Origin of the sequence: Nocardia lijiangensis NBRC 108240 (assembly GCF_001613045.1) — a bacterium.
Taxonomy (GTDB): domain Bacteria; phylum Actinomycetota; class Actinomycetes; order Mycobacteriales; family Mycobacteriaceae; genus Nocardia; species Nocardia lijiangensis.
Genome location: NZ_BDBP01000042.1, coordinates 17,332 through 31,230, shown reverse-complemented (window position 1 = coordinate 31,230; position 13,899 = coordinate 17,332). Strand labels below are relative to the sequence as shown.

The window sequence follows — 13,899 nt, the reverse complement described above, 5'->3', positions numbered from 1 at the left end:
CGAAGTCAGCGGCGATCGCCGCAGTCCCTGTATCCCTCGGAGTCGCACCCACTGGAAAGCCGATCGAACTCACCGAGTTCGCCATCTACACGATCCGCGACGGCAAGTTCCTGCACATGTCGGCGCTGCACGACGCGGACGCCTTGCAGCGCCAACTCACCGCCTGAACACCCCCATCGCAGACTTTGAAAGGAATATTCATGACTGTCACTCTGATCACCGGCGCCAATAAGGGCATTGGATTCGAGACCGCCAAGCAGCTTCTCGACCTCGGCCACGTCGTGTACATCGGCGCACGTGATGCCTCGCGAGGGGAGAGAGCAGCCGAGATCCTCGGTGCGCGCTTCGTGCAACTCGACGTCACCGATGACACGTCGGTGCGCGACGCACTCGTGGTGATCGACCAGGCTGAGGGTCATCTCGATGTTCTGGTGAACAATGCAGGCATCCTGGTCACCGAACTCGACGGACCGGCGGCTCTGCGCGCGTTCGATACGAACGCGGCGGGCGTCGTACGGGTAATCGAGGCGGCCCTGCCGCTGCTTCGTAAGTCGGCCGATCCCGCCGTTGTGACCGTATCCAGCAGCGCCGGATCGTTCTGGGCAGTGAACAATCCGGAGCGTCCGGAATTCAATCTGCCTCTCGCGCTCTATTCGGCGTCGAAGACCGCCGCAACCATGCTTACGGTGCAGTACGCCAAGTCCCAGCCGGGCATCAAGTTCAATGCCGTCGAACCGGGAACCGCGGCAACGGATTTGACCGCGGCGTTCGGAGTCGGGCGACCGCCCGAGGACAGTGCGCGCGTCGTCGTTCGCATGGCGACACTCGGCCCGGACGGACCCACCGGGACGTTCCAGGACGAGACGGGCGTCGTGCCCTGGTGAGCCCCGGTGCCACACGACCGACACATCGGACTCGAGGTGTACGGGGCAACGAAGGCAGCGCTACGCAACTTCGCGCGCAGCTGGACACGCAACACCAAGGAACACGACTTCCGCGTCAACGTCCTGAGCCCTGGACCTACGTTGACCCCCCGCGCTTCTCGGGCTCGTGCCCGAGGACCAGCAGGCGGCATTGGTCAACAGCTTCGCCGACGTCGTGCCGGTCGGACGCATCGGCGACCCGGACGTTCGAAGTCGAGATCGTCGAGCCAGGACACTGCTCGGTGCCACCGCGGCTTTGCGATGCCGTCCACGTTCGTGACGCACTATCCGCCCGATTTCGGCGAATGCTACGGCAACCCCTGTGCGGCAGCGAGTTCGGTCCGATCGAGCTTTCCGTTGGCCGTTCTCGGCAGCTCGTCGACGAGGGACAGTGAGTCGATGAGCAGGTAGGTCGGGAGTTGGGCGGCGCAATGTGCCTTGAGTGCGAGCAGTGTCGGCGGGGCGTCAGAGTCATGTGGGACAACCACCGCGTGCAGCCGGGCGTCGAGGCCGGTGCCGAGCACCGTGGCGGCCACCGCGGCGACCGCCGGATGCGCCAGCAATACCGACTCGACGTCGCCCAGTTCCAGCCGGTGCCCGCGCACCTTGACCATGGCGTCGCGGCGACCGATGTATTCGAGCTGCCCGGCATCGTTGTTGCGCGCCAGATCGCCGGTTCGGTAGGGGCCGCGGTGCGGGGGCAGGCCCCAGTAGCCCAGCATCACGGTGGGGCCGTCCACCACGATTTCGCCCTCATCCGCCGGATCCAGCGTCAGCTGGGCGCGGGAGGCCGCGACGCCGATGGGAACCGCGCGTTCGCGAGTGAGATCGCGTGCCGTGACCTCGTATGAGGCGCAGACATTGGTCTCGGTCGGGCCGTACCAGTTGAACATCCTGACGTTGGGCCACGCGGTGCGCAGCGAGAGCAGGTCGGCGATCGGAAAAGGCTCACCGGCGAACACGCACGTGCGCAACAACTGTGGTTCGGCACGGTGGAGCAGCGCGCCGTACCGCATCATCAGCTGTAGCGCCGAGGGCACCGAGTACCAGACCGTGATGGCGCGATCGCACAGGAACTCGACCAATACGTCGGCCGCATAGGCCTGATCGCTGGTGATCAGATCGACGGCGGCGCCGGTGCGGAACGCGCCGTAGAGATCGAAGACCGACAGATCGAAGTTGAATGGCGCGTGATTGGCCAGCCGGTCCGCAGCGACCAGTCCGGTCGCGGCGACCGCCCACTCGACGAAGGCCAGTGCGTTGCGGTGGCTGAGGCACACTCCCTTGGGTGCCCCGGTGGAACCGGAGGTGAACAGGATGTACGCCGGATCGTCGAGGTCGGGCCGGTGACACTCGGCGGCGGGTGCGTTCGTGCGCAGCGCGGCAAACTCGACAGATCTCGTGCGAGGCGAGGAGATTCGGCTGGCTCGCGCGGCATCGGTGACGAGCAGTGTCGCCGAGCAGGAGTCTGCGATCAGTTCGACCCTGGCCGCCGGGTTGGCCGGGGCGAGTGGGACATAGATGGCGCCGATACGCAGTGCGGCCTGCATCACCGCGATGACCTCGACGCTCTTCTCTGCCCAGATCAGCACGCGATCACCCGGCGCGACACCTAGCTCGACCAGCGCCGCGGTGTAGCCCCGGGCCATGTCATCCAACTCGCGGTAGCTGACCGTGACCGGGCCGCAGTGCACGGCGGGCGCCGCCGGTGTGCGTGCGGCCGCGGCGATGACCAACTCGGCAAGAGGCACGGCCGTCACAACCCCATCTCGATAGCGATCAGCTGACGTTGGATGTCGGAGGTTCCGGAAAAGATGGTGCCGCCGACGGCATCTCGCAGCGCCGCCTCGATGCCCTGGTCGCGCAGATAGCCGCGGTAGCCGAATAGTTGGATCGCATCGGTGGCACCGGCCAGCGCGGCCTCGGAGGTGGCGAGTTTGGACAGGGCGGCGAACAGCACCGTCGGCTCACCCGCGTCATGCGCCCAGCAGGTCCGGTACAGCAGCAGCCGGGCACTCTCGACTCGCAGCTTCATGTCGACGATCCGATTGGACACCGACTGGAATTCGGCGAGCCGCTTGCCGAATTGCTTGCGCGCCCGGACGTGTCGGACGCTTTGCTCGATCAGCCGGTCCTGCACGCCGAGGTAGAGCGCGAACAGGCAGGCCCGTTCCCAGCTCATGGAGTGCTGGAAGACCATCGCGCCCTGACCCGGTGCGCCGAGCACGGCGTCGTCGGGCACTGGAGCGCGGTCGAAGGTGACGGCGGACGCGGCGCAGCCGTCCATCCCGAGTTTGTCCAGCGGCGTGCCGATCTCGACCCCCGGCACGGTCGCATCGACCACGAATGCGGTCGTGGCGAACGGTCCGGCTGCCGGATCGGTCACCGCGTACGTGACGAAGACATCGGCAACGGGGCCGTTGCTGACGAATGTCTTTGTCCCGCTGAGCAGATAGCCGCCATCGACCCGTTCGGCGGAGGTGCTCATGGCCGCCACATCCGAGCCGGCATCCGCTTCGGTCATCGCGTTACCCGCGACGAGATCACCGCAGGCCAGTGCGCGCAGCACCCGATCGCGCAGCGTCGCAGAGCCGAACTCGGCGATCGGCATCGCACAGGCGAACAGATGGGCCGCGGCGGCGAACACCAGGCCGGTGTCCAGGCAGCCGCGCCCGAACGCCTCGAACACCAACGCCGTGTCGAGTGCGCCGAGGTCCTGTCCGCCGTATTCGACCGGCAGGCTCGCGCCGAGTAGGCCGAGTTTTCCTGCGGTGCACCAGTTCTCGCGATCGAAGGCCGGACTGTTGCCGCCGGGGAATGCGTCGAGGGTTGCGGCCAGTGTCTGTTCGTAGCGGTGCCGCTGATCCTCGGACCAGCCGAACTCCATCAAGCTACCCAGCCGGGCCGGTCCACGATGTGGAAAATGGCTCCGGCCAAACTGAATCCGGGTGCCACGCCGAAGGCGAGCACATAGTCACCAGGGCCTACCTCGCCCGTGGTGAGGACGTGATCGAAGGACATCAAGTAGTCGCTGGGGCCGGCATGGCCGATGCGCCTGCCGAAATCCCACGTCGAGCGGTCCAGCGGGACCTCGATCAGGTTCAGTAGCCCGTTCTCGACGAAGTCACGGGAAGCGTGCTGCATGAAGACCCGGGTGAGGTCACCGGCCGCGATCCCGGCGTCCTGGAGCAGTTGCTCCATCAGTTTCGGTGCGGCGGTGAGATAGCCCATCCAGAAGCCCTCGGCATTCTCGGTGCCCTCGAATTCGATCAGCCGGTCTGTGAAGTCGAGCTGCCTGCTCGCCGGCAGCAGCGGCTGGGTGCCGCGGTGCATTTCCTCGAACTCGGGTAGCGCCAGCGAGCCGATCGCGGCCAGCCGGGCGAAGCCCTCCTTGGCCAGCACTACCGCCGCACCGCCATCGGCAAGCAGCATGTGCGGTCTACCGCATTGCCACCGGTCCACATCGGCGGAGGTGAAGTTGTCGCCCGCCGCAATGAGTGCGACCGCATGGTCGGCCGAGCCTTGCAGGTATCCCGCCGCGAGTTCGAGCGCGCCGAGCACGCCATTACACCCCTGCCGGATCCCGGCCGCGAAGGCCCGGCCGCCGACGAGTCGTTTTTGCAGATAGGCATGGGGGAGCCAGCCTTCGGGGCCGGCACGGAAGGCGTCGGCGTAGAGGAGCATGTCCACCTGTTCGGCGGAGGTGCTCGCGCGTTCGAGGGCCTGACCGCTCGCCATCAGCGCCATTTCGGGCGCAGAGAGGTCGGTGGAGACGGTGGCGCCCAGTAAGCCGGTCTGTTCCGCCTGCTCAGCGGAATACAGACCCTGCGCGATGGCCGTGTCGACGCCGACCACCTCGGGCCGATAGGTGCCGATGCCTTTGACGAAGATGTTCTCGGGTATCACGGAATCGCTCTCTGCCGTTTCAGGATGGACTGCGCAGCGCGCCGACCAGCCCGGCGATGCTGGATAGATCGCGGAAGTTCGCTGCGGTCACCTCGGCCGGTGGAATGCGCACGCCGAGGTGATTTCGGATGTGCGCCACCAGCCGCGCCATCTTGATCGAGTTGAGCACGCCCCATTCCACTAGCGGAGTGCTGCTGGTCAGGCCGTCGGCTTCGCCGGGACCGAGGAGTTCGGTACTGACGTACTCGGTCAGTTCGGCGAGCAGATCGCCGACGTCAGAATCTCGCATAGCGGTGATCGGATGCTCCTTTCGTGGGGTACATCGGCCTGCTTCAGACACCGGTTCCACTGCGGCCCCGCGTCACAGAGCATGCCCTGCGCGATCCGATCGGGCAAGTCCGTCGCGTCCCGAAATAGATTGTCCGACCGGTGAATACATGTGTAGATTGCGGTCCGTCGGTAGCCGATCGCATCGCCCCGGACGAGTCGACCCGCCGATGGAACTGGAAGCCAAATGGAACATGTTCTATGTTGGTGACGAAGTGTAAGTTGGCTACGGAGGAGTCGCAAGGCGGCGCAGGGCGACAACCTTCGCGGCGAGATCGCTTGGTGTGCGAGGTGATTCGGGATCGTCGTTGTGGTGTGGATTGCGCCGATGTCGGGTTGCTGATCCGAAGGTGTTGTCGTCACCGCGAATTCGATAGCGGAGGCGCATAAGTTTCAGGGGCAGGCTGCGGGGGAGATTGGGAGTTCACGTGGCTGATCCGGATGCCGTCGCGGTAGTCGGAATCGCAGGCAGATTTCCTGGTGCCGATTCGGTGACGGATTTGTGGAGGATGCTGGTAGCGGGCGATCATGTCGAAGCCGGACTACCCGGCCACCGTCGGTTTCTGTTGCCGGATGCGCAGGCGCACAGGGAGTTTCGCGCCAACTTCCTGGAAGACATCGACATGTTCGACGCCGAGTTCTTCTCCTCGGCGATGTCGGATGCCGCAGCCGCGGACCCGCAACAGCGGCTCATGCTCGAACTCGGCTGGGCGGCGTTCGAGGACGCAGGGCTGATCCCCGGTGATTTCCGCGGGCACCGAGTCGGGGTCTTCGTCGGTGCCATGTGGGACGACTACGCCGAACTCACCCGCGGCGCGTCGGGCGCGGTGTCCGCTGGCACGGCATCCGGAATCCAACGCAGCCTGATCGCTAACCGGCTGTCGCACTTCCTAGGTGTCGACGGTCCCAGCCTGGTGGTCGACACCGGGCAGTCTTCGTCGCTGGTGGCACTGCACCTGGCGTATCAGAGCATCCGCGCCGGCGAGTCGGAGCTGGCCGTCGCGGCCGGGGTGAACGTGATCCTGAACCCGCAGAACTCCACCGTTTTGGCTGAATGGGGCGGACTTTCGCCGGACGGCAGGTGCTTCACGTTCGACGACCGTGCCAATGGCTTCGCGCGTAGCGAAGGGGCGGGCGTGGTGCTGCTGCGGACGCTGTCGAGCGCGCTTGCGGAGGGCAATGAGATCTACGGTGTGGTGCGTGGCAGTGCTGTGGGACACGGCGGCGGTGCCGATGTGACGACGCCGAGTGTCGAAGCGCAGCGCGACGTGCTGCGCAGGGCCTATTGCGCGGCCCGCATCGAGCCTGCCGACGTTCAGTACGTGGAACTGCACGGATCCGGGACGCGGGTAGGGGATCCGATCGAAGCGGAATCACTCGGGTCGGTTCTGGGCGCCACGGCGAACCGGACGCGGGACTTGGTTGTCGGAAGCGTCAAGGCCAACATCGGGCACCTGGAAGGCGCGGCAGGCATTGCTGGTGTCATCACAACCCTGCTGTGCCTGAAGAATCGGCGGCTGCCCGGCATGCCGGATTTTGTCGCGCCGAATGCCGATCTATCGCTGGCCGAGCGGGGATTGGAGGTTCGGACCGCGCCGGGGTCGTGGCCGAGTCCGGACCGGCCACTCGTCGCGGGCGTGAGTTCCTTCGGCATGGGTGGCACGAACTGCCATGTGGTGCTGTCGGATTGGCTGCCCACCGCAAGTGAGCCCGAACCCATGGCGACCGGCCGTTCGATCCCCTGGGTGGTGTCGGCGCGGAGTGAGCACGCGCTGCGGGCGCAGGCAGGCCGGTTGCACGAATACCTGCGAGACGACGCAGATCTGGATCCGGTGGATGTCGGCCGGTCGCTGGTGTCGACGAGATCACTGTTCGAGCGGCGGGCAGTGGTGTGGGGCAGGGATCGGGAAGCGCTGCTGGGTGATCTGGCTGCGATGGCAGCCGGGAAATCCGCTGACGGTGTGGTCACCGGCGCCGCCGAGACCGACCCGGGTGGAGTGGTTTTCGTGTTTCCGGGTCAGGGGTCGCAGTGGGCCGGAATGGCGCGAGCGATGCTGGTCGATTCGCCGGTCTTCGCGGCGGAACTGGGCGCGTGCGACGACATCCTGACGCCGTTGCTCGGTTGGTCGGTGCGCGATGTGCTCCTCGGCGCGGGCGGCCCACTGGATGCTGAGCGTGATGATGTGGTGCAGCCGGTGCTGTTTGCGGTGATGGTGGCGCTGGCGGCGGTGTGGCGTTCGCTGGGTGTGGTGCCCGACGCGGTGGTCGGCCATTCACAGGGGGAGATCGCGGCCGTGTGTGTGGCGGGCGGATTGTCGCTGGGCGATGCCGCGCTGATCGTCGTGCGACGCAGCCGGCTCCTGGCGGAGCTGGCGGGCACGGGTGGCATGCTGTCGATTCCCTTGCCGTGCAGCGAAGTTGCCGCACGGTTGGCGACATGGGGTGGACGGCTGTCGGTGGCGGCGGTGAACGGTCCGCGGCATGTCGTGGTATCCGGTGCCCGCGCGGATGTCGACGAGTTCTGTGCGACTCTCGTGGCGGAAGGCGTCGAGGTTCGCCGGATTCCGGTCGACTACGCCTCACACTCCGCACAGGTGGAGCAGGTCCGGGAACGGATGTTGTACGAATTACGCACCGTCACACCGTGTTCGGCGGATGTGCCGGTGTGGTCCACGGTCACCGGTGGGCTTGTGGACACCGCGAAGATGGATGCCGAGTACTGGTACCGCAACCTGCGCGAGACGGTGGAATTCGAGCGGGCGGTGCGCGGGCTGTCGGCGACCGGGCACGGGGTTTTCGTGGAGGTGAGCCCGCATCCCGTGCTGATCTACGGGATGGAGGAGACGGTCGCGGACAGCGGCGCTGTGATCGCCGGCTCGCTCCGGCGCGATCACGGTGGGCTGGACGAACTGCTCCGGCAGGCTTCGCGGATTTTCGTGCGGGGTGCCCGGATGGACTGGGATTCGGTGTTCGCCGAGTCGGTAGGCAAGCGGGTGCGGCTGCCCACCTATGCATTCCAACGTCGGCACCACTGGCTGGGCAGCCGCCTGCGACCGGCCGAGCAGCGGTTGCCCTCGGCGAGCCCGACCACCGAGTTGGGGGTGCAGTTGGCCGCATTGCCTGCTGACCAGCGACTGGCGGCGGTGCGCGAGCTGATCCGGGATGAAGGCCGGCGGATACTGCGCACCGAGCTCGCGCGGCCGGATGCCGAGACGGCCGCCTTCACCGACCTGGGCTTCGATTCGGCCTCGTCGGTCGAATTGCGCAACCGGCTCGGCTCGGCGCTCGGAATACAGCCCGCCGCAGGCGTCATGTTCAACTACCCGACGATCGACTCGCTGGCCGGGCAGTTGTGCGGGCAGCTGGCGGGTGCCGACGACGAAAGCACTGAATTACCTCCCGCTGTAGCTACTTCGGATGATCCGGTGGTCATCGTGGGCATGGCCTGCCGGTTCCCCGGGGGGATCACCTCACCCGACGCGCTGTGGGACCTGGTGCGGCGAGAGGGCGAGGTGATCTCGTCCATGACCGAATCCCGCGGCTGGCGGTCCGGCGGCTACCGGGGCGGATTCCTGAGCGACGCGGCCGATTTCGACGCGGGCTTTTTCGGGATCAGTCCGCGCGAGGCGTTGGGGATGGATCCGCAGCAGCGGTTGTTGCTGGAGTCGGTGTGGGAGGCACTGGAGGATGCGGGTATCGACCCGGTGTCGTTGCGGGGCAGCGCCACCGGCGTATACGCGGGATTGGCGGCGCAGGACTACGGGCCGCGAGGTGCGTCGTTGACGGGGGTGACGCCCAGTGTCGCCTCGGGGCGGGTCGCGTACAGCCTGGGATTGGTCGGGCCCGCCGTGTCGATCGATACGGCGTGTTCGTCCTCGCTGGTGGCCGTGCATCTGGCGGTGCAATCGCTGCGGTCTGCGGAGTGCTCGCTGGCATTGGCGGGCGGCGTCACGGTGATGTCGACGCCGCACATGTTCGTCGAATTCGCGCGCCAGGGCGGGCTGGCGGCAGACGGCAGATGTAAGCCGTTCTCGGCGGCGGCCGATGGCGTGGGGTGGGCGGAGGGTGTCGGAGTGCTTGTGCTGGAGCGGCTTTCCGATGCGCGGCGACATGGCCATTCCGTGCTGGCGGTCGTGCGGGGCAGTGCGGTGAATCAGGATGGTGCGTCGAATGGCCTGACCGCGCCGAATGGTCCGTCGCAGGAGCGGGTGATCCGTCAGGCGTTGGCGAATGCCGGGCTGGCCGCATCCGAGGTGGATGTCGTCGAAGCGCATGGCACCGGCACTCGGTTGGGCGATCCGATCGAGGCCGAGGCACTGCTGGCGACCTACGGACAAGATCGGTCTGTGCCGGTGCGGCTGGGTTCGGTGAAGTCGAATATCGGTCACACCCAGGCTGCCGCGGGCGTCGCCGGGATGATCAAAATGGTGCTGGCGATGCGGCACGGGATGGTGCCGGCCACGTTGCACGCGGAGGAGCCGTCGCCACACGTGGATTGGTCTGCCGGTGCGGTGGAGCTGTCGATCCGATCACGTGAATGGACGACCGGCGGCCGGCCTCGGCGTGCGGCCGTGTCGTCGTTCGGGATCAGTGGCACGAACGCGCACGTGATCCTCGAGCAGCCCGCGACAGCCGACACCGGCTCGGCCGACGTGGCGGCGGGAACCGGAGGGGCGGCGGTGCCCTGGGTGGTGTCGGCGAAGTCGGCATCGGCGTTGCGGGCGCAGGCGGCTCGGCTGCTCGGGCATGTGCGGGATCGGGATCTCGATCCGGTGGATGTGGGTTGGTCGCTGGTGTCGACGCGGTCGTTGTTCGCTCATCGTGCAGTGGTGGTCGGCCGGGATCGAACCGAACTGCTGGCGGGGCTGGACGCCGTCGCGGCGGGAGAAACCCACGGCGGCACCGTGATCGGCACCGCGGCGAACTCTCGGCTCGGCTTGGTGTTCGCCGGCCAGGGCTCCCAGCGAGTCGGCATGGGACAGGAGTTGTACTCCACCTTCCGGGTGTTCGCCGAGGCATTCGACGAGGTGTGCGAGCAACTCGACCCGCTGCTGGGCAGCACGCTGCGTGATGCGGTGTTCTCGGGGGCGGGCCTGGACGACACCGCATTGGCCCAACCCGCGCTGTTTGCGGTGGAAGTGGCACTGTTCCGCCTGCTCGAATCGTGGGGCGTGGTACCGGATGTCGTGTTCGGGCATTCCGTCGGCGAGATCGCCGCCGCGCATGTGGCCGGGGTGCTCGGCCTGACAGACGCGTGTGTGCTCGTTGCTGCGCGCGGCAGGTTGATGCAGGCGCTGCCCACCGGGGGAGTGATGGCGGCGGTGCAGGCCGGTGAGCAGGAGATCGAGCCGCTGATGGCCGGTCGGGAATCCGAGTTGGGCATCGCGGCGGTCAATGGCCCCTCAGCGGTAGTGGTGTCCGGTCGCGCGGAGGCGGTGGCCGACATCGTCGAGCAGTTGCGGTCACGAGGGCGCCGGACACAACGGTTGCGCGTGAGCCACGCATTCCACTCTCCGCTCATGGCGCCGATGCTCGACGAATTCCGGCGTGTCGTCGTCGAATTGGACTTCCTGCCGCCACGGCGGCGGATGATCTCCACAGTCACCGGGAAGATGCTGGACGCGGATACCCTGTGCGCCCCGGACTACTGGGTCGAGCATGTGCGGCGCACTGTCCGCTTCGCGGCCGCAGCAACCACAGCGCACGATGCGGGCGTTGATTCGTTTCTGGAAGTGGGACCGGATGCGGCGCTGTCGGTGGCACTGACCGACAGCCTGCCCGGCGAGGTGATCGCCGCGGCGGCGATGCGCCCCGGCCGCTTCGAGCCCGCACAGCTCCTCACCGCCGTGGCCCAGCTGTTCGCCCGTGGCATTGCGGTGGACTGGCATTCGGTGTTCGCGGGATCCGGTGGCGTCCGCGTCGGCCTGCCGACCTATGCGTTCGAGCGCAAGCGGTTCTGGTCGGATCCGGCGGGCCAGGATTCGGCGGGCCCGGATACGGCCGGTCATCCGTTGCGGGGCACGGTGGTCGACATGGCCGACGGGGGTGTGATCGTGACGAGTCGGTTGTCGTCCACCACGCAGCCCTGGCTGGCCGACCACGTCGTGCACGAGTCGGTTCTGCTTCCTGGCACCGCAGTGGTGGAACTGGTGATCGCGGCAGGTGATCGCGCCGGGTTCGGGCGGGTTGCGGAGCTGAGTCTGGCTGCCCCGCTTGTTGTTCCGGAGCGCGATGAAGCCGAGATCCAGGTAGTGGTTTCGGCGGCTGATGACGGGGGCCGGTGTGCTGTCGCCGTGTACTCGCGCCCCGTACCGGGCCAGGGTGGGTGGACACGGAATGCGACCGGAGTACTGACCACCGACGTCCACGTGGCACGGTCGGACTTGCGAGTGTGGCCGCCGGTGGATGCGGTGGAGCTCGACGTGACCGGCACCTACGAACGGCTCACCGATCACGGCTACCGCTATGGTCCGGCGTTTCGAGGATTGCGTCGAGTATGGCGGCGCGGCGCGGAGATCTTCGCCGAAGTGACCGCTGCGGGGGAGGGCACGGGATTCGCGGTGTCGCCGACGCTGTTCGACAGCGCGCTGCATGTACTGCTCCCGGGTGTAATTGATGCGGATCGACCTGGCGGCGTGCCATTTTCGTGGACCGGAGTGAGTGTGGCCGCGACGGGCGCGGACCGTGCTCGGGTGCGAGTGACCCCGGTGGGAGCGGACGCGGTGTCGGTAGAACTCGCCGACCATGCGGGCAGGCCGATGGTGACCGTGGATTCGCTGGTGATGCGTGAAGTCTCCGCGGATGCGCTGCATGCTGCGATTGGGGCGCACCATGATTCGCTGTATCAACTGGAGTGGGCGCCGTTCGCGTTGCCGGAGGGCTGCGGCGGCCGACCGGATCGAGTGTTCGTCGGGTCGGGTGACGTAGCGTGGCTCGATCCGGCGGCGTTGGGTGTTCGGCGTTCGTTCGACGACCTGCACGAGCTACGAGCAGCACTTGACGCCGGGGAGCCCGCTCCCGTGGTGGCGATAACAGCACTGCCGGTCCATGGGCACGAGACCGTGGCGAATGTGTACGGCGCCGTGCATGACGTACTGGCACTGGTGCAGGACTGGTTGGCGGAGACACGGCTGGCCCATGCCCGATTGGTGATTCTCACCCGCGGCGCGACAGGGATCGGTGGAGACGATTTGGCGGCCGCGGCCGTGTGGGGCCTGGTGCGTTCGGCGCAGACCGAGCACCCGGAGCGCTTCGCGTTGATAGACGTCGACGAGTTCTCGCAGTCATCGGCGCTGGTGGCCACGGCGGTGGATTCGGCTGAGCCGCAAGTTGCGCTGGTTTCCGGGCAGGCCCGTGTCCCGCGTCTCGCGCAGGCCGCCATCGCACCGCTTTCCGCGACTGCCGGCGGTGGTTCGGCCGGCGCGGTGTGGGATTCGGAGGGGACGGTCTTGATCACCGGCGGGTCCGGTGGGTTGGCGACGATGCTGGCTCGCCATTTGGTGGTCGAGCACGGGATTCGGCACCTCGTGCTGGTCAGCAGACGTGGTCTCGCCGCCGCCGGCGCGGCCGAGTTGCGTGCGGAGTTGGTCGACCTCGGCGCCGAAGCGGTCTCGATTGCTGCGTGCGACATCACGGATCGCCGAGCCCTGGCGGCCGTGCTCGCGTCCGTCCCCGCGCAGCATCCATTGCGGGTGGTGGTGCACGCGGCGGGCATGCTGGATGACGGTGTCGTGACATCGCTGTCCGCGGAGCGGGTGGATACGGTGTTGGCACCGAAAGTGGCCGGTGCGTGGAATCTGCACGAGCTCACGCACGGCCACGATCTGACCGGATTCATCCTGTACTCCTCGGTGTCCGGCGTGCTCGGCACGGCCGGGCAGGGCAACTACGCCGCGGGAAATGCGTATCTGGATGCGCTGGCGCGGCATCGGAATCGGCTCGGCCTGCCCGCTACCGCGCTGGCGTGGGGCCTGTGGGAGCAGGCCGGCGGGATGGCGGCTCATCTCCGGGACGCCGATCTGCGCCGAATGTCGCGTGGGGGAATTGTTCCGATGGGATCCACGCAGGGTTTGCGGTTGTTCGACCAGGCGTTGACGCTCGGCGCGCCCGCGGTTGTCCCAGCGCGACTGGACGTCGCGGCCCTGCGGGACGAAGCGGGCACGGTTCCAGCTGTTCTGCGTGGATTGGTTCGGGCATCCGCCCGCCGTGGGGTGGCGGTTGGCGGGGTGGATGAGTTGTCGCTGCGGGAACAACTGTCCGGCGTCGAGCCGGAGCAGCGGCTGGTGCTGGTGGGCGGGTTGGTTTCCGATGCGGTGGCCGCGGTGCTCGGGCACGCGCAGACGGATATCGGGGCGGGACGGGCGTTCAAGGAGTTGGGTTTGGATTCACTGGCGGCGATCGAGCTACGCAACCGGTTGACCGAGTCGACCGGGGTCACGCTGCCGACCACCCTCGCCTTCGACTATCCGACGGTCGAGCACCTGACCGACTATCTGGCGCGGGAACTAGGTGCGGGCGAGAGCCCGCGCGCGTCGGTTTTCGACACCATGGACGCGCTCGAATCCGCCTTGCCGGATGTTCTTTCCGACGAATCCCGGCGGAAGGAGGCGGCCGTCCGCCTCCGGCAGCTGCTCGACCTGTGTAAAGAACCGGGTACGCCCGCCGGCGATATGGATCTGGACGCCGCGACGGATGACGAGCTCTTCGCGCTTGTCAACGAATCCGACTGAGCCGCACCAGATCT

Annotated in this window: 7 protein-coding genes; 3 read left to right on the top strand and 4 right to left on the bottom strand. The window is 67.2% G+C overall.

All coding sequences use genetic code 11. The features are described 5' to 3' along the window. Positions 1 to 200 precede the first annotated feature (200 nt). Together NL1_RS16765 and NL1_RS36635 are read left to right on the top strand one after the other, a co-directional pair. On the top strand, positions 201 to 884 hold the full coding sequence (locus NL1_RS16765) for an SDR family NAD(P)-dependent oxidoreductase (protein WP_067840431.1): 684 nt from the start codon (positions 201 to 203) through the stop codon (positions 882 to 884). A 6-nt stretch (positions 885 to 890) separates the two neighbouring features. Then, positions 891 to 1,334 (top strand): SDR family oxidoreductase, encoded by a 444-nt coding sequence (locus NL1_RS36635; protein ID WP_218024435.1) that lies wholly within the window; start codon positions 891 to 893, stop codon positions 1,332 to 1,334. Here NL1_RS36635 and NL1_RS16760 read toward each other — a convergent pair. From NL1_RS16760 to NL1_RS16745, 4 genes are read right to left on the bottom strand one after another with little or no spacing between them, the layout of a single operon-like run. Further along, the gene (locus NL1_RS16760) at positions 1,232 to 2,683 is read right to left on the bottom strand and encodes an AMP-binding protein (RefSeq protein ID WP_218024434.1); all 1,452 of its coding nucleotides are present in this window, start codon (positions 2,681 to 2,683) and stop codon (positions 1,232 to 1,234) included. The genes NL1_RS36635 and NL1_RS16760 overlap by 103 nt on opposite strands. Then, positions 2,680 to 3,810: an acyl-CoA dehydrogenase family protein gene (locus tag NL1_RS16755; protein WP_067840429.1), complete on the bottom strand. Its 1,131-nt coding sequence runs from the start codon at positions 3,808 to 3,810 to the stop codon at positions 2,680 to 2,682. The genes NL1_RS16760 and NL1_RS16755 overlap by 4 nt, the downstream gene beginning before the upstream one ends. Next, entirely contained in the window at positions 3,810 to 4,829 is a 1,020-nt protein-coding gene (locus NL1_RS16750; RefSeq protein ID WP_067840427.1) for a ketoacyl-ACP synthase III family protein, read from the bottom strand. The genes NL1_RS16755 and NL1_RS16750 overlap by 1 nt, the downstream gene beginning before the upstream one ends. A 19-nt stretch (positions 4,830 to 4,848) precedes the next feature. Beyond that, complete coding sequence (locus tag NL1_RS16745) at positions 4,849 to 5,118, bottom strand: acyl carrier protein (RefSeq protein ID WP_067840425.1); 270 nt, start codon at positions 5,116 to 5,118, stop codon at positions 4,849 to 4,851. Between the two features lie 466 nt (positions 5,119 to 5,584). On the opposite strand from NL1_RS16745, the gene NL1_RS39050 reads away from it, so the two are divergent. Then, positions 5,585 to 13,885, top strand: a complete 8,301-nt coding sequence (locus tag NL1_RS39050) for a type I polyketide synthase (protein WP_218024433.1) — start codon at positions 5,585 to 5,587, stop codon at positions 13,883 to 13,885. The last annotated feature ends 14 nt before the right edge of the window (positions 13,886 to 13,899 follow it).